We start from the raw sequence: 24,226 nt of genomic DNA, 5'->3' as shown, positions 1-24,226 counted from the left end.
GCGCGCGCCGGGGCGCTGTTCATGGCTTATCAATTCGACTTCGCTTCCGTGTTCGACTACACGCCGGTGCTCATCAAGGGCATTGGCGTGACGGTCGAGCTGATCGCGTTTGGCGCGGTGGCGGGCGTGGCGCTGGGCATCGCCTGCGCCTGGGCCCGCACGCAGGGGCCGCGCTGGCTGCGCGCGCCGGTCACCGCCTATGTGGAGGTGGTGCGCAACACGCCGTTCCTGATCCAGTTGTTTTTCGTGTTTTTCGGGCTGCCGTCGCTGGGCGTGCAGTTCAGCGAGATGCAGGCGGCCTGCCTGGCTATGGCGCTGAACCTGGGCGCCTACAGCGCCGAGATCATCCGCGCCGGCATCGACGCCACGCCCAAGGGCCAGTACGAGGCCGGCGCCAGCCTGGCGATGACGCGCTTGCAGGTGTTCCGCCATGTCGTGCTGAAACCCGCATTGGCGCGCATCTGGCCGGCGCTGTCGTCGCAGATCGTGATCGTGATGCTGGGGTCCGCGGTGTGTTCGCAGATCGCGGCCGAGGACCTGACGTTCGCGGCCAATTTCATCCAGTCGCGCAATTTCCGCGCGTTCGAGGTGTATTTCGTGACCACCGGCATCTATCTGGTGCTGGCGGTGTTGTTGCGCCAGTTGCTGCGCATGACGGGCAGGCGGTTGTTCCGCAAGGCGGCGCGATGATCGAGTTCACCACCTGGGACATTGTCCGCAACCTGCTGCTGGCGGCGCGCTGGACCGTCGTGCTGTCGCTGGTGGCATTTGCCGGCGGCGCGCTGGTGGGCATGCTGGCGCTGATGATGCGGACCTCGCGCGTGGCGCTGCTGCGGCGCGTGAGCTGGGCGTATATCGAACTGTTCCAGGGCACGCCGCTGCTGATGCAGTTGTTCCTGGCGTTCTTCGGCTTGTCGCTGGCCGGGGTCGAGGTGCCGCCGTGGCTGGCCGCGGGCGCGGCGCTGACGCTGTGGTCGGGCGCGTTCCTGGCCGAGATCTGGCGCGGCTGCGTGGAAGCGATTCCGAAAGGTCAGTGGGAAGCCTCGGCCAGCCTGGCGTTGGGCTACGTGCAGCAGATGCGCTACGTGGTGCTGCCGCAGGCGCTGCGCATCGCGGTGGCGCCGACCGTCGGCTTCGCGGTGCAGATCGTCAAGAGCACGGCGCTGACCTCCATCATTGGTTTCACCGAGCTGTCCAAGGCCAGCACGGTGATCACCAACGCCACCTTCAGCCCCTTCACCGTCTATGCCTGCGCCGCGCTGATCTATTTCGCGCTGTGCTGGCCCCTGTCGCGCCTCAGCCTGCTGCTGGAAAGGAAGTTGCATGCCCCTCATCGCCCTTGAAGACGTCCGCAAGAAGTTCGGCGACAACGAAGTCCTGAAAGGGGTGACGTTGCGCGTCGAGCCCGGCGAGGTCATCGCCATCATCGGCAAAAGCGGTTCCGGCAAGAGCACGCTGCTGCGCTGCGTGAACGGGCTGGAGCAGATCGACAGCGGCGCCATCATGGTGGCGGACGCGCAACTGGGCGACGACGAGTTGCGGCTGCGCGCGCTGCGGCTGAAGGTGGGCATGATCTTCCAGCAGTTCAACCTGTTCCCGCACCTGACGGTGGGGCGCAACGTGATGCTGTCGCCGATGGTGGCCAAGCGCATGCCGCAGGACCAGGCCGCCGACCTGGCGCGGGCGATGCTGACGCGGGTGGGGCTGGCACATAAGTTCGACGCGTGGCCCGAGGAATTGTCGGGCGGGCAGCAGCAGCGCGTGGCGATCGCGCGCGCCCTGGCGATGCAGCCGCTGGCGCTGCTGTGCGACGAGATCACGTCGGCGTTGGACCCGGAGCTGGTCAACGAGGTGCTGGCGGTGGTGCGCGAGCTGGCCGCCGACGGCATGACGCTGCTGATGGTGACGCACGAGATGCGCTTTGCGCGCGAGGTGTGCGACCGCGTGGTGTTCATGCACCAGGGGCGCGTGCACGAGATCGGGCCGCCGGAGGAATTGTTCACCGCGCCGGCCACGCCGGAGCTGCGGCAGTTCCTGGGGATGACGGATCTGGCCGGATAGGGCGTGGATCCTGGCGGCGGCCATGGCCCGGCCGCCGAAGGTCAAGCGGCTGACAGCCGGCCCAACAATGCGTCGAAGCGACCCAGGCGCACATGACGCAGTTGTCCCCCAACGACCACCTCGCCATCCGGCAAAATCCACGCGCGCTGGATGCCGCTGTCCAGATCGAGCGCGCCGTGGCGGATGCGCAGGACCTGGCCGGAATCGGGATGCCACAACTGGCCCAGGTCCAGGCTGCGGTGCGGCGCATGCCAGTGGCCCAGCAGCAGCCAGCCTTGCGGCAGGGACTGCAGGATCATGCCGCCGGCGGGCATCTGTTGCGGCGCATGGCGGCTGACGGCAAGGGCGTCCAGGTCCGCGTGGCAAAGCGCATCGTCTTCGAGCCAGGCGACGGCGCCGTTGCCGCAGGCGACGGGATGCGAGAGATCCCCCGATGCCGCCTCGGCAGGGCCCAATGCCAGGGGATGCAACTGGCCGTCGCGCCACCGCAGCAGCTGGCCACGGCACAGCACGCAGGCGCGGCCATCGTGCGTCTGGATCACCGCCGAGCGGTCGCTGACGGGGCGGCGCTGCGGCGGCGCGGTGTACAGCAGTGCCGGCTCGATGGCGGCCGCTTCGTCCTGCGCGGCAAAGCCCCGGTACACGAACACCATGCCGCGATCCACCAGCAGCAGGTCGTCGCCCGCGAAGCCCAGGCTGAATTCGGGCGTGCGGCGCTGCGCCTGCGCCGCGCGCGGCGGCAGCGCAAGGCCGGGACGGCTGGGCGGCGCGGCCTCGACCCGGGGCGCGCGCAGCAGGTGGGCATAGGGCGTGCTGGCGATGCCGTCTGGGCCTTGCTCGATCCAGGCATGGACGCCGTTGGCGGCAACGGCCGACGCCAGCAGGCCGCGATGCGGCTGGAACTTGCCGCCAACCTCGCGCAGGGCCGGCCAATCATGCAGGTCCACCAGTTGCGGCGCCGCCGTGTCTCGGTTGGCCATGCATGCCCAGCCCGGGGCCAGCGGCACGCACTGCGTCATGTCCAGATAATCGCCAGGCTGCGCCAGCGGACCGGAAGCGGGGCGCGGCAATGCCGCCGGCGCGCCTTGCGGGGCGCCGGCCTGCCGATGCCGCGTACCTTGTTGGCCCCGTGCCCCGATCTGTGCCAGCGCGTCGCCGGCATCGGCCCGCGGCACGATCAGCAGATGGATGGCGTCGTCGTCTTCGTCCTGCTCGATCAGCGCCAGCCCCAGCGCTTCCAGTTCCTGGCCCAGCGGCGGCAGGAAGTCGTCGGCGCGGTCATCGCGCAACGCCGCGCGCAGCGCATCGAGCCGCGCGGCGGTCAGGGCCGGGTAGCGCGCCGCATACGCCTGCCGCAACCCGTCCAGCAGTTCCGGCAGCGGCGTCTTCCAATCGAAGGACAACGGCTCCATCGCGATCGGCGCGGCCGCCATCAGCGCGAGAACCCGCGCGCCGAGATCTCCCAGATGTCCTGCACGATGCCGTCGCGATACACCACCAGCCCGTCGTGCAGGTTGAAGGTGGGATCGACGTGCGACGGCACCAGCAGCAGCGTGTCGCCCAGCGCGGGCGGCTGCGCGCCGGATGCGACGCGCACCACGCCGTGTTCGTCGTTGATGGCGGCGTATTGCAGGCCCTGGGCGCCGTGGATCGCGGGCGGGCCGCATTCGGCGGTGGTGGATTTCAGGCCGGCGTCGAGGATGACGCGATCGGGCGCCGGCGTGCTCATCACGGCGGACAGCACGAACAGGCTGTTCTGGAAGGCGAGCGCGCCGTCCCATTCGTTGGCGCCGTAGTCGCCGTCCATGAAGGCGTAGGAACCGGCCTGCAGTTCGGTGTAGACGCCGCTGGCGGCATCGAATTCGGCGCTGCCTGTGCCGCCGCCGGTGATGATGTCGCAGGCGATGCCGCTCTCGCGCAGCAGCAGTTGATACGACGCGGCGATGCGCGCGGCCTGACGGCAGACGGCGGCGCGTTCGTCCCGGGTGCGCAAGTGCTGCACCGAGCCGTGGTAGGCCTGCAGGCCGACGAAGGTCACGCCCGGCAGGTCGCGCGCCTGCTGCGCCAGCGCCAGCACGGTGGCGTCGTCGGACACGCCGCAGCGGCCCTGGCCCACGTCCACTTCCACCAGCACGTCGATCTCGGCGCCGGCCGCGGCCATGGCCTGCGAGATCCGCGCCAGGTTGGCGGCGTTGTCGACACAGACGCTGAGCTTGGCGGCGCGCGCCAGCTGGGCCAAGAGGCGCAGCTTGACCGGGCCGACCACTTCGTTGCTGATGTGGATGTCGGTGATGCCGGCGGCCACGAACGGCACGGCCTCGCTGACCTTCTGGCAACAGATGCCGCGCGCACCCAGCGCCAGCTGGCGGCGCGCGATCTCGGGGCACTTGTGGGCCTTGGCGTGCGGCCGCAGCGCGACCTCGTGGCGGTCGGCCCAGGCCTGCATGGCGCGCAGGTTGGCCTCGAACGCGGCCAGGTCCAGCACCAGGCTGGGCGTGTCGACGCTGGCCAGGGGATCGCCGGCCTGGGCGGGCGGGGGCAGCACAATGCCGCGTATGACTTCTTGGGACATCGAATAGCTCCGTGATCAAACCTGCGGCGTAACCGTGAACCGCCGCCGCGCGCGATGGCCCACGCCGGACCGTTGACGTTTCCGCACTGCGGCAACCCCTGGTAAACGATAGCTTCCAGGCCATTGGCGCAGGGCGGGTGGCGTGCCAGAATTTCAACACAACAATAGGTTACTTCCACTCATAACGGAGAAGCTCGCATGAAACTCAGGAATTGGATCGCCACCCTGGCCATGGCCGCCGCCGCTGTCGGCGCGACCGGGGCCGCGCAAGCCCAGCAGTTCTTCCGTATCGGCACCGGCGGCACCGCCGGCACCTACTACCCCATCGGCGGCATCATCGCCAACGCCGTGTCCCAACCCGGCAAGCTGATCGCCACCGCGGTCGCCTCCAACGGTTCGGTGGCCAACATCAACGGCATCATGGGCGGTTCGTTCGAGGCCGGCTTCACGCAGTCGGACGTGGCCTTCTGGGCCTACAGCGGCACCGGCACCTTCGAAGGCAAGCCCAAGGCGCAGGACCTGCGCCTGATCGCCACGCTGTATCCGGAAAGCATCCACCTGGTGACGCGCAAGGGCGCGGGCATCAAGAGCGTGGCCGACCTGAAGGGCAAGCGCGTCTCGATGGACGAGCCGGGTTCCGGCACGCTGGTGGACGTGCGCCTGATCCTGGGCGCCTATGGCATGACCGACAAGGACGTCAAGGCCGAGTACCTCAAGCCCAACCAGGCCGGCGACAAGCTCAAGGACGGCGGCCTGGACGCGTTCTTCTTCGTGGGCGGCGCGCCGGCTGGCGCCATCGCCGAACTGGCGTCCTCCGGCAACATCGAACTGGTGTCGCTGGTCGGCCCGGAAATCGACGCATTGCGCGCCAAGCAGGAATTCTTCACGCCCGACACCATCGCGGCCAACACCTACCAGAATCTGCCCGAGGTCAAGACCATCTCGGTCAACGCGCAGATGGTGACGTCGGCCAAGCTGTCCGAACAGGTGGTGTACGACGTCACCAAGGCGCTGTACAGCGACGCCACCCGCAAGACGCTGGACAACGGCCACGCCAAGGGCAAGCTCATCACCCGCGACAACGCGGTCAAGGGCGCGGGCATCCCGTTCCATCCGGGCGCCGAGAAGTTCTATAAGGAAATCGGCCTGCTGAAGTAAGCACCGACCCCGTCCCTTCCGGGGAAGCGCGGCGCCCATCGCCGCGCCAGCGCAGGGCCGCCTCGGGCGGCCCTGTTCGCGCAATCACCTGAGAAACCTGGCTATGGAAATAGACCACGAGAAAACACAGCAGCTGGCGGAAAAGTACGATTCCGAGATCCGCTTCCGGCCGCTGCACAAGAGCGCCACCTGGATCGTCTCGGGCCTGCTGGTGGCGCTGTCTCTGTTCCACTACTACACCGCCGGCTTCGGCCTCTTGCGCGAAGCCACGCACCGCGGCGTGCACCTGGCCTTCGTGCTGAGCCTGATCTTCCTGGTGTTCGGCTTTTCCAAGTCGCACTACCAGCGCGAGCCGAAGTCCACCTGGTACGCGCCGGGCGGCGTGCCGCTGTATGACTGGATCATCGCCATCGCGCTGGCGCTGTCGGTGCTGTACATCCCCTACATCTTCGAGGACCTGGCGTTCCGCGTCGGCAATCCGCTGCCGATCGACGTGCTGATGGGCTCGATCCTGCTGATCGGGTTGCTGGAGGCCACGCGCCGCGCCATGGGTTGGCCGCTGCCGATCATCGCGCTGGTGTTCATGGCCTATGCCGCCTTCGGGCCGTATTTCCCCGGGCTGCTGCAGCACGCGGGCAATACGTGGTCGCAGATCGTCAACCACATGTACCTGACCAGCCAGGGCGTGTACGGCGTGGCGGTGGGCGTGGTGGCCACCTATGTGTTCCACTTCGTGCTGTTCGGCGTGCTGGCCACGCGCATCGGGCTGGGGCAGCTGTTCCTGGACGTGGCCTCCACCGTCGCCGGCCGCTACGCCGGCGGGCCGGCCAAGGTGTCGGTGTTCGGCTCGGCCATGTTCGGCATGCTGTCGGGGTCGTCGGTGGCCAACGCCGTGACGGTGGGCTCGCTGACCATTCCGGCGATGATCCGCATCGGCTATCCGCGGCATTTCGCGGCGGGGGTGGAGGCGGCCAGCAGCACCGGCGGCCAGATCACGCCGCCGATCATGGGCGCGGCGGCGTTCCTGATGATCGAGTTCCTGGGCATCCCGTACCAGCAGATCGCGATTGCGGGCATCTTCCCGGCCTTTCTGTATTTCTTCGGCATGTTCATGCAGGTGCACTTCGAGGCCAAGCGCGAGGGCCTGCGCGGCCTGACGGCCGAGGAAATGCCCAAGCTGAAGCAGTCGTTCAAGATGCGCTGGCCGACGCTGATTCCGTTGATCCTGCTGATCGGCGTGCTGGCCAGCGGCCGCACGCCGTACCTGGCGGCCTTCGCCGGCATCACGGGCTGCATCATCGTGGGCCTGCTCAATCCGTTCCAGCGGCTGCATTGGCGCGATCTGTACGAAGCCTTCGAGACCGGCGCCAAGTACGCGCTGGCGGTGGGCGCGGCGGCCGGCACGGTGGGCATCGTGATCGGCGTGGTGACGCTGACGGGGGTGGGCTTCAAGATCTCGTACATCGTGATCTCGGCGGCGCAATCGATCGCCGGCGTGGCGGGCGCGATCATTCCCGAGACCATCGCCAATGCCCAGTCGCTGACGCTGGTCGCGGCGCTGATCATGACGGGCGTCGTCTGCATCCTGATGGGTTGCGGCATTCCCACCACCGCCAACTACCTGATCATGGTGGCGGTGGCCGCGCCGACGCTGGTGCAGCTGGGGGTGCAGCCGATCGCGGCGCACTTCTTCGTGTTCTATTTCGGCATCCTGGCCGACATCACGCCGCCGGTGGCGCTGGCGGCCTACGCGGCGGCGGGCATGGCGGGCAGCGACCCATTCAAGACCGGCAATACCGCGTTCCGGCTGGGCATCACCAAGCTGATCGTGCCGTTCGTGTTCGTGTTCTCGCCGTCGCTGCTGATCTCGGTGCAGGGCTTCACGTGGTACGACTTCTTCGTGACGCTGTTCGGCTGCATGGTGGGGCTGGTGCTGCTGTCGGCGGCGTTCTCGCGCTACATGCTGGTGGGCATGAAAAGCTGGGAACGCTGGCTGTGCACGCTGGGCGCGCTGCTGACCATCCTGCCGGGGCTGACCAGCGGGCTGATCGGACTGGCCATCTGCATCCCGGTGTTCATCCGCCAGCTGGCGCAGCTCAAGCTGGAGTCGGCGCCGAAGACCGCATGAACTGTGGGGGTATTAAAGAGGGGCGGACCCCAAAAGGGCCGCCCCCGCCTGGAAAGCCCCTTATTCTGGCAGCATATGGGCGTCGATTTCGTGACTGTCGCAAGGCGACGACGCCCCGCCACACTCCGCCTTGCGGTCGGTTGCCCGGGCAAATAAATCAGCGTAAAGTAAAATTCATGTTTGCTGGTCTGCCGATATGCGGGCCGACTGTGCAAACAGGCACAAGACTGCGCCATATGTTCGATATCCTGGTTTATCTGTACGAGAATTACTACACGCCGCAAGCCTGTCCCGCCGCTGACGTGCTGGCCAAACGGCTGGCCGCCGCCGGGTTCGAGCACGAGGACATCGACGACGCGCTCGGCTGGCTCTACGGCCTGGCCGAAACCACCGAACGCTGCGTCGATCTCGCCCAGGCGCCCACCACCGGTACCCGGATCTACACCGATAACGAATACCAGCAACTCGGCTCCGAATCCATCGGCTTCATCGCCTTCCTGGAATCGGCCGGCGTGCTGCCCGCGCCCTTGCGCGAGATCGTTATCGACCGGGGCCTGGCGGCGCCGGAATCGCCCGTGCCGCTGTCCAAGATCAAGATCATCGCCCTCATGGTTCTCTGGAGCCAGGAAGCCGAGATCGACAACCTGGTCCTGGAAGAGCTGCTGGACGAAGACGGCACGCGCTTGCTGCACTGACGGCGCCGGCTCCGGCCGACGCCCGTTTCCCCGCGACCCGCGCGCATCGAGCGCGCGGCGCCGTTTCGCCGTAACCCCGCTGCTTTGCTGCTTCATCCCGTGACCTACACCGGCCGCTTCGCCCCCAGCCCCAGCGGCCCGTTGCACGCGGGTTCGCTGGTGGCCGCGCTGGCCAGCTGGCTGGACGCGCGCGCCAACCGCGGCCGCTGGCTGCTGCGCATCGAGGACGTGGACACGCCGCGCACCGTGTCCGGCGCGGCCGAGACCATCATGGGCCAACTGGAGGCCCTGGGCCTGCGCTGGGACGGCGACATCATCTGGCAATCGCAACGCGGCGACGCTTATCAGGCGGCCTTCGACGCGCTGGCCGCGCGCGGGCTGGTCTATGGCTGCGGCTGCACCCGCCGCGAGATCGCCGATTCGGCGCTGCGCGGCCAGGCGGCGCCGGGCGCGGACGGCGAACGCCCATACCCCGGCACCTGCCGCCACGGCCTGGCGCCGGGGCGCGAGGCGCGCGCCTGGCGCGTGGTCATGCCGGAAGGGGTGGAACGCTTCGAGGACCGCTGGCTCGGGCCGCAGGAGCAGGACGTGGCGCGGGCGGTGGGCGACATCGCCGTGAAGCGCGCGGATGGCCTGTGGGCCTATCAACTGGCGGTGGTGGTGGACGATGGCGCGCAGGGCGTGACCGACGTGGTGCGCGGCGCCGACCTGCTCAGTTCGACCGCGCGCCAGCGCGTGCTGGGCCGGCTGCTGGGTCTGCCGCCGGTGCGCTACCTGCACGTGCCGCTGATCCTGGACCCCGCCAGCGGCCTGAAACTGTCCAAGCAGAATGGCGCCCCCGCCATCGACACGGGCGCGCCGCTGGCGTCGCTGCAAGGCGCCTGGCGGGCATTGGGCTTCGCGCCGCTGGACGCGCCGGACCCGGCGGCCTTCCTGCGCGAGGCGACCGCGCGCTGGGCCGCGCGCTTTCCGCTGCCCTGAGCCGGCCTGCCATTCCCATTCCTATAACGGCTGCAAATCCTCGCCCAGCATGCGCACCAACAGGGCCTCGCCGTTCTCGGCCACGCGCAGTTCACCGAACTTGGCGACTTCATAGCGCTTGGCCTGGCCCTCGGGGAAGAAATAGGCGTTGGTGACGATGCGCACCTGGTTGTCGCGCACTCGGTAGCGCAGCGGCACTTCGTCGTCGGCATGCGGCGTGGCGTCGGTCTGGATGCGCACGGGCTGGTACACGCCGCGCGAATCGACCGTCAGCATCACGTAGCCATCGGATGCTTCGCCCATGACGGAATCCTCCGTGTCCGGGCGCTCGCCGCCCAGCCGCAGCCGCGTGACCTCGCGCCCGGCGGCGAAGTTGAGCGCCATGTAGTCGCCCTGCATCAGGGAACGCGGGTCGACCGGCGCCAGTTCCAGGATCACCGGCTTGCCGCTGGCCAGCAGCTTTTCGCGCTGCCAGATACTGCCGTTGGCCACCACCAGCACCAGTGCCAGGCCGCCCAGGATCGCCAGGGTGCGCCAGCGCAGGGCCGGCGAGACCGGCGGCAGCGGCGCGCGGCGCGACGGGTCCTGGGTGCGCATCAAGCGCGGCACCAGCCACACCAGCACCCGCAGCACGAACAGCAGCACGGCGCCGCCGCCCAGCCACAGCGCCTTCTGCAACAGCGGCACGTCGAGCTGGTAGTAATAGACGCCCAGATAGGCCAGCAGGCTCAGCACGCCGAACAAGGTCACGCCCAACTGGTTCAGGCCGAAGCCCAGCAGCAGCCAGGCCAGCGCGAAACCGACCCCGGGGCTGGGCAGCCAGAACAGCGCCAGCAACAGCAGGGCGATGGGCACGCCCCAGGTGACGCCGCCCGTCAGCACATGGCGGCGCGGCCACAGCACCGCCATCGCCGCCGCCGCTGGCAGCAACGCGCCCGCGCATACCAGCACGGCGGTCTGCGCGTGCAGTTGCCACATGGCCGGCAGTTGCAGCACCGACAGTCCGCTGGCCAGCCACACCATGCCCTGCACCGACAGCAGGAAGGCCCAGGCCAGCGGTTGCAGCGCATGGCCGCGCTTGCCGCCCCACCGGTGCGCCAGGGTCAGGATCACCGCCGTGGCCCACGCGCCGGTCACCGCGATCGGCAGCCAGACGAAGGCGGCGCGGGCCATGTCGAAGTCCAGCAGGGCGTCCAGCAGATCGTCGCGCAGCAGCTCGGGCGCCAGGACGCGCCAGATCAGGCCGGCGCCGGCCAGGGCGATCAGGCCGCCGCTCAGGAAGCGCAGGATCACGTCCGGCCCCAGCACGTAGACCGCCGTGGCCATCAGCAGCACGAACAGGCAGGCGCTGGCGAATGAGGTCGAACTGGACATGCCGTAGATGATGAGGATCTGGCCGGCAAAGGCCATGGCCGTGCCGCACTGGCGCCAGAACGGGCCGGCGTCGCTGCGCAGCACCGCCACGCCGGCGGCGCACAGCACCAGGCCGGCCACCAGCGCGCCTTCCTCTGAATTGATCATGCCGGAGAAAGCCACGAACGCCAGCAGCAACAGCGTCGACAGCCAGGCGCTCAGCGCCAGGATGCACTGCACGTACCAGGGCGGCTCGGTGTGCGGCACGGCGGGCGGCGCCAGTTGCGCCACGGGTTCGCCGGCCTCGCCGGGATCGACCGCGTTGCCGGCCGAGGCGGCGGCCGGCTCGGCATCGGCCGGGGCCGCGACGGCCGCCTTCGGCCCCGCGGCCAGTCCGCGCAGCCAGCGCGCGGCCCAGACGGCCTCGGCCATCAGCAGCGCCGCCAGCGGCAGGGCCGCCCAGATGCCGGGTTCCAGCCGCAGCAGCCATTCGCCTACTATCCGCAGCGACACGCAGATGACGCCGGCCACCAGCATCGCCAGGATGACCAGGTCGCGGCGGCCGCGCTGGTAATAGAAACCCAGGCCCAGCGTCACCGCGATCCAGGCCAGGCTGTTGATGGAGCCCAGGCCGCGCGACATGGCGTCGCCGATCACCAGCACCGTCACCATCGGGCCGAACACCAGCGCCGTCACCAGCGGGCTGATCACCAGCGCCGCCAGGACCCGCGGTCCGACCAAGGTGCTGGCGCGCCAGCGGCGCGCCGCCAGTTCCCAGCCCAGCAACAACAGCAGGTTCCAGGCGGCCACGATCAGGCTGGCGACCTGGGGGCCGCCGAAGATCAGCCACCAGGTGAAGGCGCGCTCGCCCAGCCACAGGACCAGGGCGACGTTGGTCACCAGCGCCCACAGCAGCCAGACGGCCTGGCTGGCCGCCACCAATGCCCACGGCAGCAGCAGGACCGCCCACCAGGCGAACAATTCCCAGGTATCGGCGCCAGTCTGGTAAGTTTGGCCTAATAACGCGAGCAGGGCGCCGAGCAGGATGCCGGCCAGGGCCAGCAGCGCGCCGGGAATGCTGCGGCGCACGCCAGGGGTGGCGCGCAGGCGCAAACCGGTCCAGGCGGCCGCCAGCGCGGTCAGGGCCAGCAGGCCCTGCGTGCCGGCGAAACGCTGGATTTTTGTCATGTCCTGCCAGTTCGCCGCGACCCAGCAGATGGCGGCGCTGCCGAGCAGCAGGACCCCCAGCCAGAGGGTGCTGCGCGCCAGGAATTGACGCCATGCGTGAAGTTCCGATCCCACTTGCCGTTCAATGCCGACTTGCATCTCGCGAAACTCCGATCTTATTATCCGCGCTACTACGGCGGGACTGCCGCCACTGGATACACATGAATAAAACGCTGATTATTGCCGAGAAGCCCTCGGTGGCCCTTGATATATCACGCGCCTTGGGAGGCTTTGCGCGCGAGGGCGACTATTTTGAAAGCGAACGTTACGTACTGGCGTCCAGCATCGGGCATTTGCTTAGCTTGGTCGCGCCCAACGATCCGGTCAAGGGGAAATGGAGCTTCACGCACCTGCCCGTAATTCCGCCTGAATTCGAGCTGGGGCCGACCGACAAGAAATCCGCCGAGCGCCTCAAGCTGCTGGTGCGCCTGGCCAAGCGCAAGGACGTCGATGCCATCATCAACGCCTGTGACGCGGGGCGCGAGGGCGAACTGATCTTCCGCTACATCATTCAGTATGCGGGCGTGAAAAAGCCGATCCAGCGCCTGTGGCTGCAATCCATGACGCAGGCCGCCATCCGCGAGGCCTTCGCCAACCTGCGCGACGACAGCCAGCTCAAGCCGCTGGAGGCCGCCGCCCGCTCGCGCGCCGAGGCCGACTGGCTGGTGGGCATCAACGGCACCCGCGCCATGACCGCCTTCAACAGCAAGGACGGCGGCTTCTTCAAGACGCCGGTGGGCCGGGTGCAGACCCCCACGCTGGCCATCGTGGCCGAGCGCGAGGAACGCATCCGCCGCTTCGTGCCGCGCGATTACTGGGAAGTGCGCGCCACTTTCGTGGCCGCCGCCGGCCTGTACGAAGGCCGCTGGATCGATCCGGACTTCAAGAAGGACGAGCGCGACCCCGAGAAGCGCGAGTCGCGCCTGTGGTCGCAGGCCGCCGCCCAGAGCGTGGTGGCCGCCTGCCGCGACCAGCCGGGCAGCGTCACCGAGGAATCCAAGCCGTCGACCCAGATGTCGCCGGCCCTGTACGACCTGACCTCGCTGCAACGCGAGGCCAACGGCCGCTTCGGCTTCTCGGCCAAGACCACCCTGGCGCTGGCCCAGACCCTGTACGAACGCCACAAGGCGCTGACCTATCCGCGTACCGATTCGCGCTACCTGCCCGAGGACTACATCGGCACGGTGCAGGAAACCATGCGCGCGCTGGCCAAGGGCGGCTCGAACGCCGTCGGCGGGCTGTCGCGCCATGCCGAGACCGTGGTCAGCCAGCACTGGGTCAAGCCGAACCGCCGCATCTTCGACAACAAGAAGGTGTCGGACCACTTTGCCATCATCCCGACGCTGCAGATCCCGCACGACCTGAGCGAGGCCGAGGCCAAGCTCTACGACCTGGTGCTCAAGCGCTTCCTGGCCGTGTTCTTCCCGGCCGCCGAATACCGCGTCACCACCCGCATGACCGAGGTGCAGGGGCATCGCTTCCGCACCGACGGCAAGGTGCTGGTCAATCCGGGCTGGCTGGCCGTGTACGGCAAGGAGGCCCAGGGCGAGGACGCCAACCTGGTGCCGGTGGGCGACGGCGAGACCGTGCGCACCGAGGACGTCGAAGCCGTGGGCCTGACCACCAAGCCGCCGGCGCGCTTTAACGAAGGCACGCTGCTGTCGGCCATGGAAGGCGCCGGCAAGCTGGTGGACGACGAGGAACTGCGCGAGGCCATGTCCGAGCGCGGCCTGGGCACGCCGGCCACGCGCGCGGCCATCATCGAAGGCCTGCTCAACGAGGTCTACCTGCGCCGCGAGGGCCGCGACCTGGTGCCGACCGCCAAGGCGCGCCAGCTGATGACGCTGCTGTCGGGCCTGGACGTGTCGGAACTGACCTCGCCCGAGCTGACCGGCGAATGGGAACACAAGCTCAAGCAGATCGAGCAGGGCGCGCTGGACCGCCAGGCCTTCATGCGCGAGATCGCCCAGATGACGCAGGTGATCGTCAAGCGCGCCAAGGAATACGAGCGCGACACGGTGCCCGGCGACTACGCCACGCTGCAGACGCCGTGCCCCAAGTGCGGCGGGGTGGTCAAGGAAAACTACCGCCGCTACGCCTGCACCAACTGCGACTTCTCGATCGGCAAGCATCCGGGCGGCCGCACCTTCGAGCTGCCGGAAGTCGAGGAACTGCTGGCCAAGCGCGAGATCGGTCCGCTGCAGGGCTTCATCAGCAAGATGGGCCGGCCGTTCGCCGCCATCCTGCGCATCAGCGACGAGTACAAGCTGGAATTCGACTTCGGCCAGAACGACGAGGACGACAACGAGGCGGTGGACTTCTCCGGCCACACGCCGGTGGGGACCTGCCCCAAGTGCCAGTCGCGCGTGTTCGAGCACGGCATGAGCTACGTCTGCGAGAAGTCGGTGGGCCCTGAAAAGAGCTGCGACTTCCGCTCGGGCAAGGTCATCCTGCAGCAGGAAATCTCGCGCGAGCAGATGGAAAAGCTGCTGACCGACGGCCGCACCGACCTGCTCGACGGCTTCGTGTCCAGCCGCACCAACCGCAAGTTCAAGGCTTTCCTGGTGCGCCAGCCCGACGGCAAGATCGGCTTCGAGTTCGAACCGCGTCCGGAGAAACCCGGCCGCGGCCGTGCCCCGGCCAAGACCGCCGGCGCCGCCACCAAGACGGCGGCGAAGAAGGCGCCGGCCAAGAAGGCCGCGGTGAAGAAGACCGCCACCAAGACCGCCACGAAAACGGCCACCAAGACGGCGACCAAGACCGCCGCCAAGAAAGCCGTGAAGAAGGCCGCGCCCAAGAAGACCGCGGCATAAGCCGCCACGGTCTACACTTGCGTGGCACGACGAGAACGCCCGGGCAACCGGGCGTTTTCCATTGTTGGACGGCAGGCGCCGCTGCGGTATTGTTGACGCCAAACAACCACACCCGATCGAGACCGAGGAAGACATGAGCACGAGCCCCCACTTCACCACCCGCCGCCGCATGCTGGCCGCTACCGGGGCGCTGGCCGGCGTCACCCTGATCGGCGGCCGTGTCGCCTTCGCGCAGCCCAAGCTGGGCCGCGTGGTCTACGGGCAGGGCAGCATCGACCCGTTCTTCGCGGCCGGCTACGTGGCGCTCAAAAAGGGCTATTTCGGCGAAGCGGGGCTGGAGGTCGAGTACCTGAATTCGCAGAGCGGCCCGCGCACCAACCAGCTGCTGGCGGCCGGCCAGATCGTCTTCGGCGCCACCGCGGCCACCGCCGCGCCGGCCCTGACGCTGGCCGGCAAGCCGGCCACGCTGGTGTTCGGCTTCGACCGCAAGCTGACCTACGCCAACGTCATCGTGCGGCGCGAGGACTTCGACAGCGGCAAGATCAAGTCGCTCAAGGACCTGGCCGGCAAGCGCGTGGGCGCGACCCAGCCGCAGTCCAGCACCTGGCTGATGGCGCTGTACCTGATGCAGAAGGCCGGCGTGGCCGACAAGGTCGACATCCGCCCCCTGGGCGACCTGGCCACCATGCTGGGCGCGCTCAAGACCGGCTCGGTGGCCGCCAGCATGGCCACCATGTCGATGATGGAACAGGCAAAGCAGGAAGGCTGGGGCGTGCCCATCTTCGACGCCACCACCGAGGCCTCGTGGAACGAATTCATGGGCGGCGACGTGCCGGGCATCGCCGCGTTGACGCTGCAAGACACCATCCAGAAGCGGCCGGAGACCGTGCAGGCCTTCGTCACCGGCCTGGTGAAGGCACAGGACTTCATCACGGCCCACAGCGCCGCCGAGATCGCCGACGCGATCTACGACGACTATCTGAACGCCTTCCCGCGCGCCGCCATCGAGAAAACGCTGGGCGTGTACAAGGAAACCGTGTTCCTGAAGGACAACCTCATCACCCAGGACGCCTACGATCGCATGACCGCCATCATGGGCGACGGCCGCCAGTTCTCGAACGACGAGATCAAGACGGTGCCGTACGCCAAGTGCGTCGACATGAGCTTCGTGCGCAAGGCGCGAGGCCTGTGATGATCACGCTGGACCGGGTGGGCAAGGCCTACCAGACGCGCCAGGGCACCACCCACGCGGTGGGCGAGGTCAGCCTGGAGATCGCGGCGGGCGAGTTCGTGTCGATCGTCGGCCCCTCGGGCTGCGGCAAGAGCACGCTGCTGAACATGATCGCCGGCTTCCTGCCGCCCACCACCGGCCGCATCGTGGTGGACGGACGGGGGGTCGACGGCCAGGTGCCGCCGGCGCTGGGCTACATCTTCCAGAAGGACACGCTGCTGCCCTGGTTCAGCGTCAGGAAGAACGTGGCGCTGGGCCTGAAATTCCAGGGCGTGCCGGCCGCGCGCATCGCCAGCCGGGTGGCCGAGCTGCTGGAGCTGGGCCACCTGACGGCCTTTGCCGACGCCTTTCCGCACCAGCTCTCGGGCGGCATGCGGCGGCGCGTGGCGCTGCTGATGAGCCTGGCAGTGGAGCCGCGCATCCTGCTGCTGGATGAGCCGTTCGGCGCGCTCGATACGCACACCAAGACCCACCTGCACCGCGAACTGATGGAGATCTGGCGCAAGCTGGGCCAGACCGTGGTGCTGGTCACGCACGACCTGGACGAGGCGATCCTGCTGTCGGACCGGGTGGTGGTGCTGTCCGGGCCGCCCAGCCGCGTGCTGCTGGACGAGCGCATCGCCATCCCGCATCCGCGCGACGTCTTCACCCTGCGCGAGACGCCGCAGTTCGTCACCCACGTGCAAAGCCTCTGGAGCGTGCTGGGCCAGCAGTTCCGCGCCGCCGCCTGATGCCATCATGACCGCTCCCGAATTGACCGATACCCTGCAGGACCAGCTGCGGCTGGACCGCCGCGCCAGCACCTTGCGGCGCGTGCGCATCACCTTGTGGCAGGTACTGATCCTGGCCATCATCCTGGGCTCCTGGGAAACGCTGACGCGCATCCCGTGGTTCACCCAGAACACGCTGTTCGATCCGTTCTTCATCAGCCAGCCGTCGCGCGTGGCGGTGCGGCTGTGGGAATGGCTGCAGCCCGGGCCGCGCTCGGTCTGGCCGCATCTGTGGCTGACGCTGCAGGCCACGTTGGTCGGGCTGGTGGTGGGCGTGGGCAGCGGCTTCCTGGTGGGCATGACGCTCAGCCGCAGCCGCTTCCTGGCGGACGTGTTCAACCCGTTCATCGTGGCCTTCAACTCGATGCCGCGCATCGCCTTCGTGCCGCTCATCACCATGTTCTTCGGGCTGGGGCTGGCGTCCAAGGTGGTGACGTCATGGTTCGTGGTGTTCTTCCTGGTGTTCTTCAACACCTACAAGGGCGGGCGCAGCGTCGAGCGCGAACTGGTGGACTTCTGCCGCACGCTGGGCGGCTCGCCGCGCCAGATCCTGTGGCGCGTGCGCATCCCGACCGCCGCCGCCTGGACCTTTGCCGCGCTGCCCAACGCCATCAGCTTCGCGTTGATCGGCGTGGTGCTGGCCGAGTTCGTCGGCTCCACCACCGGCATGGGCTACCTGATGATCACCGCGCTGGCTACACTGAACGCCACCGACATGTTCGCGGCGGTCACGCTGCTGTCCATCGTCGGCATCGCGCTGGTGTACTGCGTCACCTGGCTGGAACGGCGGCTGCTGCACTGGGCGCCCGAATTCCGCGAATGAACCGAGCCGCAACCATGACGACTTCCTTGCCCTATCTGCGCAACTTCGACCTGAGCGGCCAGGTCGCGCTGGTGACCGGCTCGGCCCGCGGGCTGGGCTTCTGTATCGCCCGCGCGCTGGCCGGCAGCGGCGCGCGCGTGCTGATCAACGGCCGCAACGAGCAGGCCGCGGCAAGCGCCGCCGCCGCGCTGCGCGCCGATGGCCTGGACGCGCATGCGCTGGCCTTCGACGTCAGCGACGACGCCGCCATGGCGCGGGCCTTCGAGCGCATCGACCGCGAGCACGGCCGCCTGGACATCCTGGTGAACAACGTCGGCGCGCGCAATCGCAAGACGCTGGCCGACACCAGCGCCGCCGAGATCCGCGAGCTAATCGACACCGACCTGGTGGCAGGCATCCTGCTGGCCAAGCATGCCGCCGAACGCATGGTGCGCCAGGGCGGCGGCCGCCTGATCGCCATCACCTCCGTGGTGGGCGAGCTGGCGCGAGCCGGCGACGCGGTCTATCCGGCCGCCAAACAGGGCCTGACCGGCATGGTGCGGGCGCTGGCGGCGGAATTCGGCGGGCGCGGCATCACCAGCAACGCCATCGCGCCGGGCACCTTTGCCACCGAGACCAACGCGCAGATGGTGGCCGACCCCGCGGTCGGCCCGCGCATCGCGGCACGCAACCCGACCGGGCGCTGGGGCGAGCCGGAGGAGATCGCCGGCGCCGCGGTGTTCCTGGCGTCCAAGGCGGCGTCGTACGTGAACGGGCACGTGCTGGTGGTGGACGGCGGCCTGTCGATCCAGTTCTGACGGCGCGCTGGCCGTGCGGCAAAAACGAAGGGGCCCGCAAAGGGCCCCTTCATCATTCCGGCGGTCCCGGGAGGGATGTCCGCCTGCCCGGCGATCACCGCCGGCTCAGGTCGTCTCGTCCTGGTACCAGACGCCCTCGGCCAGCATCATCTTGTGGTGGCCATGGCCGGCCGGCATCATCGGGAAGCAGTTCTCCTGCGCCGTCACCGCCACGTCGAGGAAGTAGGGGCCGTCGTGCGCCAGGCATTCGGCCAGCGCCGCGTCCAGCTGCGCCGGGTCCTCGACCCGCGCCGCGCCCCAGCCAAAGGCCCGCGCCAGCGCCACGAAGTCGGGCAGCGAGGCGTTGTAGCTGTGGCTGTAGCGGCCGCCGTGGATCAGTTCCTGCCACTGGCGCACCATGCCCATGTAGCCGTTGTTGCACAGCACGACCTTGACCGGCGCCTGGTGCTGCATGGCGGTGGACAGTTCCTGGATGTTCATCAGCACCGAGGCGTCGCCGCTGACGCACACCACGGTCTTGTCCGGATGCGCGACCTGCGCGCCGATGGCGGCCGGCACGCCGTAGCCCATGGTGCCGGCGCCGCCGGACGTCAGCCAGCGGTACGGCTGGTCGAAGCGCAGGTACTGCGCGGCCCACATCTGGTGCTGGCCGACGTCGGTCGAGACGATGGCGTCGCGCCCGGCCAGCGCCGCGTTCAGGCGCGACATCAGGTGCTGCGGCAGAATGGCATCGGCCGCCGGGGTGTAGCCCAGGCAGTCCTGCGCGCGCCAGGCCTGCACCCGCGCCCACCAGGGCGCCAGCCGCGCCGGGTCCAGCGGCTCGGTCAGCTCGGCCTGCAGGGCGCGCACCAGCGGCAGGCAGTCGCCCACCAGGGCCACGTCCACCCGCACCACCTTGTTGATGGAAGCGGGGTCGATGTCGATGTGGATCTTGCGCGCATGCGGGCAGAACTCGGACAGCTTGCCGGTGATGCGGTCGTCGAAGCGGGCGCCGATGCAGACCACCAGGTCGGCGTTGTGCATGGCCAGGTTGGCCTCGACGGTGCCGTGCATGCCCAGCATGCCGACGAATTGCGGGTCGGAGGCGGGGAACGCCCCCAGGCCCATCAGCGTCAGGGTGCAGGGCGCGCCGCTGGCGCGCACCAGCTCGGTGAAGGCGGCGCAGGCCTCGGGGCCGGCGTTCACCAGCCCGCCGCCGCCGTAGAAGATGGGTCGCTTGGCCTGGGCGATCAGCGCGGCGGCGCGGCGCACCGCCGACTGCGGCAGCTTGGGCGCCAGCTTGCCCGACTGGCGCCGCGCGCGCAGCGCCGCCAGCTTCTGCTGCGACGGGGTGTAGTCGTCGCCGTCCGCGTCGCGCGGCACGGCCAGCTGCACGTCCTTGGGAAAGTCCAGCAGCACCGGGCCGGGCCGGCCCTGGCGCGTCAGTTCGAAGGCGCGGGCGGTGACGGCGGCGACGTCGTCCACCGAGCGCACCTGGGTGTTCCACTTGGTCACGGAGCGCGAAATGCCGATGGCGTCGCATTCCTGGAAGGCGTCGGTGCCGATGGCGCTGGTGGCGACCTGGCCGCTGATGCACAGCACCGGGATCGAGTCGCACATGGCGTCCAGCAGGCCCGAGGTGGTGTTGGCCATGCCCGGGCCGGAGGTCACGAACACCACGCCGGTGCGGCCGGTGGTGCGGGCGTAGCCCTCGGCGGCATGCACCGCGGCCTGCTCGTGGCGCACCAGCACGTGGCGCAGGCGCGGCTCGGCATAGAGCGCGTCGTACAGCGGCAGCACGGCGCCGCCGGGATAGCCGAACACGGTGTCCACGCCGTGCGCAATCAGCGTTTCCAGCAGAATCCTGGCCCCATTGGCGGGGGGAGTTTCAGGGGCGGCAAGCGCGGCGGCGACGGAGGGGTGCAGGCGATCGTTCATGCTATCCATCTTATTGGGAATCCGGGAGAATATTTATCTTCTTTTCCACGCATTGCCGGCAAACGCAGTAAATTTATCTTTGGATCGGAGGAATCAAAGAAAATGAACCTGGACAAGTTTGACTTGGCGATTTTGCGCGTGCTGCAAGAGAACGCCCGCGCCAGCCTCAACGACATTGGCGCGGCGGTCGGCCTGTCGTCCACGCCCTGCTGGAACCGGATCAAGCGCATGGAGGCGGCCGGCGTGATCCGTGGCTACACGGTCGACATCGACCCGGCCAGCCTGGGCTTCATGGACACGGTCATCGTCCACGTCACGCTGGAGAGCCACAGCGAAGAAACGCTGTATGAATTCGGGCGGGCGCTGGCGCAGATCCCGGAAGTACTGGAAGCCTTCCTGGTGTCGGGCGACTACGACTACTACATCCGCATCGCCGTGCGCGACACCCGCGACTACGAGCGGCTGCTGCGCGAGCAGCTGTACCGCATCCCCGGCATCCGCCACAGCAAATCCTGCTTCGTCCTGCGCCGCCTGAAGGAGACCATGCTGCCGCTGAACGGGCCGACGACCTGAACGGGCGCGGCCGGGCGGCGCCGTGGCGATGTCAGCGCAGCACGAAGTCCACCGGCTGCGGCGCCTCGGGCAACGGGCGCACGCCCAGCCCGTCGAGCAGGTCGATCTCGATCACCCGCGCCAGCGCCGACAGCGGCAGGTCGTTTTCCTCCAGGCCGAACGGGTCTTCCAGCTCGTCGCCCAGCGCGTCCAGCCCGAAGAAGGTATAGGCGATGATGGTGACCGCCACCGGCATCAGGTATTCCAGCGTGCCCACCAGCCCGAACGGCAGCAGCAGGCAGAACAGCCAGGCCGTGCGATGCAGCAGCAGCGAATAGGCAAACGGCGTCGGCGTGTACTTGATGCGCTCACAGGCCGCCTGGATCGCCGCGCACTGCGCGACGCGCTGGGTCAGCGCCTGATAGAGAATATCGGTCAGCTCCCCGCGCCGCAGGCAGGCCGCCAGGTCGCGGTTGACCGCCAGCAGCAGCGCGTCCGGCACGTTGCGATTGCCCGCCAGCGTATCCAGTTCCTCCGGCTGCACCCAGGGCCGCACGGCCGCCAGCACATCCTGGTCGCGCAGCCGCGCCGCCAGCGCATAACCGAAGCCGATGCAGCGCCGCACCAGCCTTTCCTGCACCGGATTGGCGGTACTGGCCGCCAGCAGCACCGCGCTCTCGCGCGCCAGGCTGCGGGCCTGCACGATCAGGTCGCCCCATTGCTTGCGCGCTTCCCACCAGCGGTCGTAGCAGACGTTGTTGCGAAACCCCATGAACACCGACAGCGCCAGCCCGAACAGCGAGAATGGCACCGCCGACAGGTGCGTGGGCGAGAACCATTGGCGGTGGTACATCCACACCACCACGCACGACAGCAGCGTAATGACCAGGATGCGGCTGAAGATGCGGGGAATGATCGAACCGCGCAAAACAAAGAACAAACCCAGCGCGGAAGGACGCGGACGGACAATCATGGTGCGGGTAAACAAAGAAACGAGGCGGCGCCCACTATACGCCTGTCATCGTGTCACAAGCGCGCCGATATAATTCTGTTTCGTCTCACCGCCACACTGCCGCCACTCAATGACCTCCGAAGACACCCCCATCAAGCCCTGGTACGTCGTGCGCCGCTCCAAGCTGCACGGCAACGGCGTCTTCGCCGCCCGCAAGATCCCCGCGGGCACCCGCATCATCGAGTACGGCGGCGCCCGCATCAGCGCCAAGGAAGCCGACCGTCGCCACCCCACCAACCCCGACGATCCCTTCCACACCTTCTTCTTCGCCCTCAGCTCCGGCCGCGTCATCGACGGCGGCGACCAGGGCAACGACGCCCGCTGGATCAACCACTCCTGTGAGCCCAACTGCGAGGCCCAGGAAGGCAAGCACGGCAAGCGCGTCTACATCGTCGCGCTGCAGGACATCCCGCGCGGCACCGAACTCTCCTACGACTACGGCCTGGTCCTGGACGGCCGCATCACCAAGGCCCTGAAGGAAGGCTACAAGTGCCTCTGCGGCACCCCGCCGTGCCGCGGCACCATGCTGGCGCTGCCCGAAAAGAAGAAGAAAAAGAAAAAAGCTGAAGCGCCCGCGGAAACGGAAACCACGAAGTAAGCAAGCGGCGAGGGCGCCAGCAGCGCAGCCACAAGGGCCGCGCTCGCCCAACACCCGGCCGCCAGCCCGGCAGCCAACCCGGCACCGCCCCGACGCAAGACACCCAAACGCCAAAGAAGGCCGCCCGCGCGGCCGCCTTTGGCGACCCCGCAAGCCCCTCCGACCCAGCCCGGCTCTTGGCCAAAACGCCACGCAAGCCACCCGCCCCCACGCCCGTGAAGTGACAACCGACCGAGCCGGGGGTGGCGGGGCTTGGGGGGAGCGGGGCGTGTAGATGCGCCCAACGGAAACCGAAGGGAGCCGAAGGCGGACGAGGTTGAGGCAGGGGCAGTCCGGAGCGAACGCTCCGGACCGCAATCGTAGCCCCGCTCCCCCCAAGCCCCGCCACCCCCGGCGTCTTAAGAACCCACCCCCACCCCCACCCAAAACCCCACTCGCAATAAGCATATTCAGCCCCACCCCCAAGACCAGCGTAAAATCCCCGATGTCGTTAACACGACAAACAAGCAGTACGTCTTCAGGGCGGGGCGAAATTCCCCACCGGCGGTATGCCAAGCAACTTGGCGAGCCCGCGAGCGCCCGGCGTCCTGTACGGACACCGGGGTCAGCAGATCTGGTGAGATGCCAGGGCCGACGGTCACAGTCCGGATGAGAGAAGATGTGCCGTCACACGCCCCCTGTCCGCGCCCCACACGCGCGGGCAATCGGTTTGCGTTCGGCTGTCGATTAGCCCTGAAACGTTTTTCGCCCACTTTTTCGCGAGAGCGTTTCAATGTCCAACGTTACCCTTACCCCGCAGTCCCCCCTCCCCAGCCTGGCCGCCCAGCCCTTCGCCGCGCGCCTGCAACGCGCCCTGCATCACCTGCGCCTGGGCCGCCCCGTCATCCTCATGGATGACTTCGACCGCGAAAACGAAGCCGACCTCATCGTCGCCGCCGACAAGCTGACCGTGCCCGTCATGGCCCAGCTGATCCGCGACGGCAGCGGCATCGTCTGCCTGTGCCTGCCCGGCGAAACCCTCGACCGCCTTGACCTGGCCCCCATGGTCCAGCGCAACCAGAGCCGCTTCGCCACCGCCTTCACCGTCTCGATCGAAGCGCGCGAAGGCGTCAGCACCGGCGTGTCGGCCGTGGATCGCGTCACCACCATCCGCGCCGCCATCTCGCCCACCGCCCAGGCCGACGACATCGTCAGCCCCGGCCACGTCTTCCCGCTGCGGGCCCAGCCCGGCGGCGTGCTGACCCGCCGCGGCCACACCGAAGGCTCGGTCGACCTGGCCACGCTGGCCGGCCTGCGTCCGGCCGGCGTGCTGTGCGAACTGATGAACGCCGACGGCACCATGATGCGCGGCGCCGCGCTGGAGCGCTATGCCGCCCAGCACGGCCTGGTCGCCCTGACCATCGCCGAACTGGCCGACCACCTGCAGCAACTGCGCGACGGCCAGGCCCAGCCGGTCGATGACGAAGTGCTGGAAATGGCCGCCACGGTCTGAACGAAAAAGGCGCCCGCAATAGCGGGCGCCTCGATCGTCAAACCAG

Annotated in this window: 20 protein-coding genes and 1 riboswitch; of the genes, 15 read left to right on the top strand and 5 right to left on the bottom strand. The window is 68.5% G+C overall.

All coding sequences use genetic code 11. The features are described from left to right. Positions 1-21: 21 nt before the first annotated feature. Genes ACVN9Z_RS07525 through ACVN9Z_RS07515 form a run of 3 tightly spaced genes read left to right on the top strand, consistent with a single transcriptional unit; the run spans position 22 to position 2,061 of the window. Positions 22-690: an amino acid ABC transporter permease gene (locus tag ACVN9Z_RS07525; protein ID WP_006389456.1), complete on the top strand. Its 669-nt coding sequence runs from the start codon at positions 22-24 to the stop codon at positions 688-690. Continuing rightward, on the top strand, positions 687-1,343 hold the full coding sequence (locus ACVN9Z_RS07520; RefSeq protein ID WP_049052736.1) for an amino acid ABC transporter permease: 657 nt from the start codon (positions 687-689) through the stop codon (positions 1,341-1,343). Before ACVN9Z_RS07525 ends, ACVN9Z_RS07520 begins: the two co-directional genes overlap by 4 nt. Then, a complete protein-coding gene (locus ACVN9Z_RS07515; protein ID WP_006389458.1) occupies positions 1,324-2,061 on the top strand; it encodes an amino acid ABC transporter ATP-binding protein in 738 nt (245 codons plus the stop codon). Before ACVN9Z_RS07520 ends, ACVN9Z_RS07515 begins: the two co-directional genes overlap by 20 nt. A 41-nt stretch (positions 2,062-2,102) precedes the next feature. Here the strand turns inward: ACVN9Z_RS07515 and ACVN9Z_RS07510 are convergent, their stop codons facing one another. Continuing rightward, complete coding sequence (locus tag ACVN9Z_RS07510; protein ID WP_458213289.1) at positions 2,103-3,494, bottom strand: DUF6630 family protein; 1,392 nt, start codon at positions 3,492-3,494, stop codon at positions 2,103-2,105. Further along, entirely contained in the window at positions 3,494-4,633 is a 1,140-nt protein-coding gene (locus tag ACVN9Z_RS07505; RefSeq protein WP_458213288.1) for a DSD1 family PLP-dependent enzyme, read from the bottom strand. Before ACVN9Z_RS07505 ends, ACVN9Z_RS07510 begins: the two co-directional genes overlap by 1 nt. Positions 4,634-4,831: 198 nt before the next feature. On the opposite strand from ACVN9Z_RS07505, the gene ACVN9Z_RS07500 reads away from it, so the two are divergent. From ACVN9Z_RS07500 to gluQRS, 4 genes are all read left to right on the top strand, one after another. Next, entirely contained in the window at positions 4,832-5,791 is a 960-nt protein-coding gene (locus tag ACVN9Z_RS07500) for a TAXI family TRAP transporter solute-binding subunit (RefSeq protein WP_006389462.1), read from the top strand. A gap of 103 nt (positions 5,792-5,894) precedes the next feature. Continuing rightward, positions 5,895-7,919 (top strand): TRAP transporter permease, encoded by a 2,025-nt coding sequence (locus tag ACVN9Z_RS07495; RefSeq protein WP_024067350.1) that lies wholly within the window; start codon positions 5,895-5,897, stop codon positions 7,917-7,919. Between the two features lie 236 nt (positions 7,920-8,155). After that, complete coding sequence (locus tag ACVN9Z_RS07490) at positions 8,156-8,614, top strand: Smg family protein (protein ID WP_006389464.1); 459 nt, start codon at positions 8,156-8,158, stop codon at positions 8,612-8,614. 99 nt (positions 8,615-8,713) lie between these two features. Continuing rightward, on the top strand, positions 8,714-9,595 hold the full coding sequence (gene gluQRS, locus ACVN9Z_RS07485) for a tRNA glutamyl-Q(34) synthetase GluQRS (RefSeq protein ID WP_054482389.1): 882 nt from the start codon (positions 8,714-8,716) through the stop codon (positions 9,593-9,595). A 21-nt stretch (positions 9,596-9,616) separates the two neighbouring features. On the opposite strand, the gene ACVN9Z_RS07480 is transcribed toward gluQRS, so the two are convergent. Continuing rightward, positions 9,617-12,274, bottom strand: a complete 2,658-nt coding sequence (locus ACVN9Z_RS07480) for a GDYXXLXY domain-containing protein (RefSeq protein ID WP_024067347.1) — start codon at positions 12,272-12,274, stop codon at positions 9,617-9,619. A 62-nt stretch (positions 12,275-12,336) separates the two neighbouring features. Between ACVN9Z_RS07480 and ACVN9Z_RS07475 the strand changes: the two genes are divergently transcribed. The 5 genes from ACVN9Z_RS07475 to ACVN9Z_RS07455 all read left to right on the top strand — a co-directional run bounded on the left by ACVN9Z_RS07475 (position 12,337) and on the right by ACVN9Z_RS07455 (position 18,609). Next, a complete protein-coding gene (locus ACVN9Z_RS07475; protein ID WP_006389468.1) occupies positions 12,337-14,988 on the top strand; it encodes a DNA topoisomerase III in 2,652 nt (883 codons plus the stop codon). Positions 14,989-15,121: 133 nt separating this feature from the next. Continuing rightward, the gene (locus tag ACVN9Z_RS07470; protein WP_458213287.1) at positions 15,122-16,180 is read left to right on the top strand and encodes an ABC transporter substrate-binding protein; all 1,059 of its coding nucleotides are present in this window, start codon (positions 15,122-15,124) and stop codon (positions 16,178-16,180) included. Next, positions 16,180-16,950 carry an ABC transporter ATP-binding protein gene (locus tag ACVN9Z_RS07465; protein WP_006389470.1) on the top strand — a complete coding sequence of 257 codons (771 nt, stop codon included), beginning with the start codon at positions 16,180-16,182 and terminating at the stop codon, positions 16,948-16,950. Before ACVN9Z_RS07470 ends, ACVN9Z_RS07465 begins: the two co-directional genes overlap by 1 nt. A 7-nt stretch (positions 16,951-16,957) precedes the next feature. Beyond that, entirely contained in the window at positions 16,958-17,812 is an 855-nt protein-coding gene (locus ACVN9Z_RS07460) for an ABC transporter permease (RefSeq protein WP_006389471.1), read from the top strand. Positions 17,813-17,826: 14 nt separating this feature from the next. Continuing rightward, positions 17,827-18,609 (top strand): SDR family oxidoreductase, encoded by a 783-nt coding sequence (locus ACVN9Z_RS07455; RefSeq protein ID WP_458213286.1) that lies wholly within the window; start codon positions 17,827-17,829, stop codon positions 18,607-18,609. Positions 18,610-18,714: 105 nt separating this feature from the next. Here the strand turns inward: ACVN9Z_RS07455 and ilvB are convergent, their stop codons facing one another. Continuing rightward, complete coding sequence (gene ilvB, locus ACVN9Z_RS07450) at positions 18,715-20,535, bottom strand: biosynthetic-type acetolactate synthase large subunit (protein WP_102949835.1); 1,821 nt, start codon at positions 20,533-20,535, stop codon at positions 18,715-18,717. A 93-nt stretch (positions 20,536-20,628) separates the two neighbouring features. Between ilvB and ACVN9Z_RS07445 the strand changes: the two genes are divergently transcribed. Continuing rightward, positions 20,629-21,099, top strand: coding sequence for an Lrp/AsnC family transcriptional regulator (locus ACVN9Z_RS07445; RefSeq protein ID WP_006389474.1), 471 nt, complete (start codon positions 20,629-20,631; stop codon positions 21,097-21,099). 31 nt (positions 21,100-21,130) lie between these two features. Here the strand turns inward: ACVN9Z_RS07445 and ACVN9Z_RS07440 are convergent, their stop codons facing one another. After that, a complete protein-coding gene (locus tag ACVN9Z_RS07440; protein WP_006389475.1) occupies positions 21,131-22,051 on the bottom strand; it encodes a bestrophin family protein in 921 nt (306 codons plus the stop codon). A 109-nt stretch (positions 22,052-22,160) separates the two neighbouring features. Between ACVN9Z_RS07440 and ACVN9Z_RS07435 the strand changes: the two genes are divergently transcribed. After that, positions 22,161-22,688, top strand: a complete 528-nt coding sequence (locus ACVN9Z_RS07435; protein ID WP_020925722.1) for an SET domain-containing protein — start codon at positions 22,161-22,163, stop codon at positions 22,686-22,688. 509 nt (positions 22,689-23,197) lie between these two features. Further along, positions 23,198-23,352: riboswitch (FMN riboswitch) on the top strand. A gap of 108 nt (positions 23,353-23,460) precedes the next feature. Next, on the top strand, positions 23,461-24,180 hold the full coding sequence (gene ribB, locus ACVN9Z_RS07430; RefSeq protein WP_053499765.1) for a 3,4-dihydroxy-2-butanone-4-phosphate synthase: 720 nt from the start codon (positions 23,461-23,463) through the stop codon (positions 24,178-24,180). Positions 24,181-24,226: the final 46 nt, after the last annotated feature.

It is taken from the genome of Achromobacter sp. KK8 (assembly GCF_054188005.1).
The sequence above is the reverse complement of the archived record's forward strand: the minus strand, read 5'-3'. Positions and strand labels throughout refer to the sequence as shown.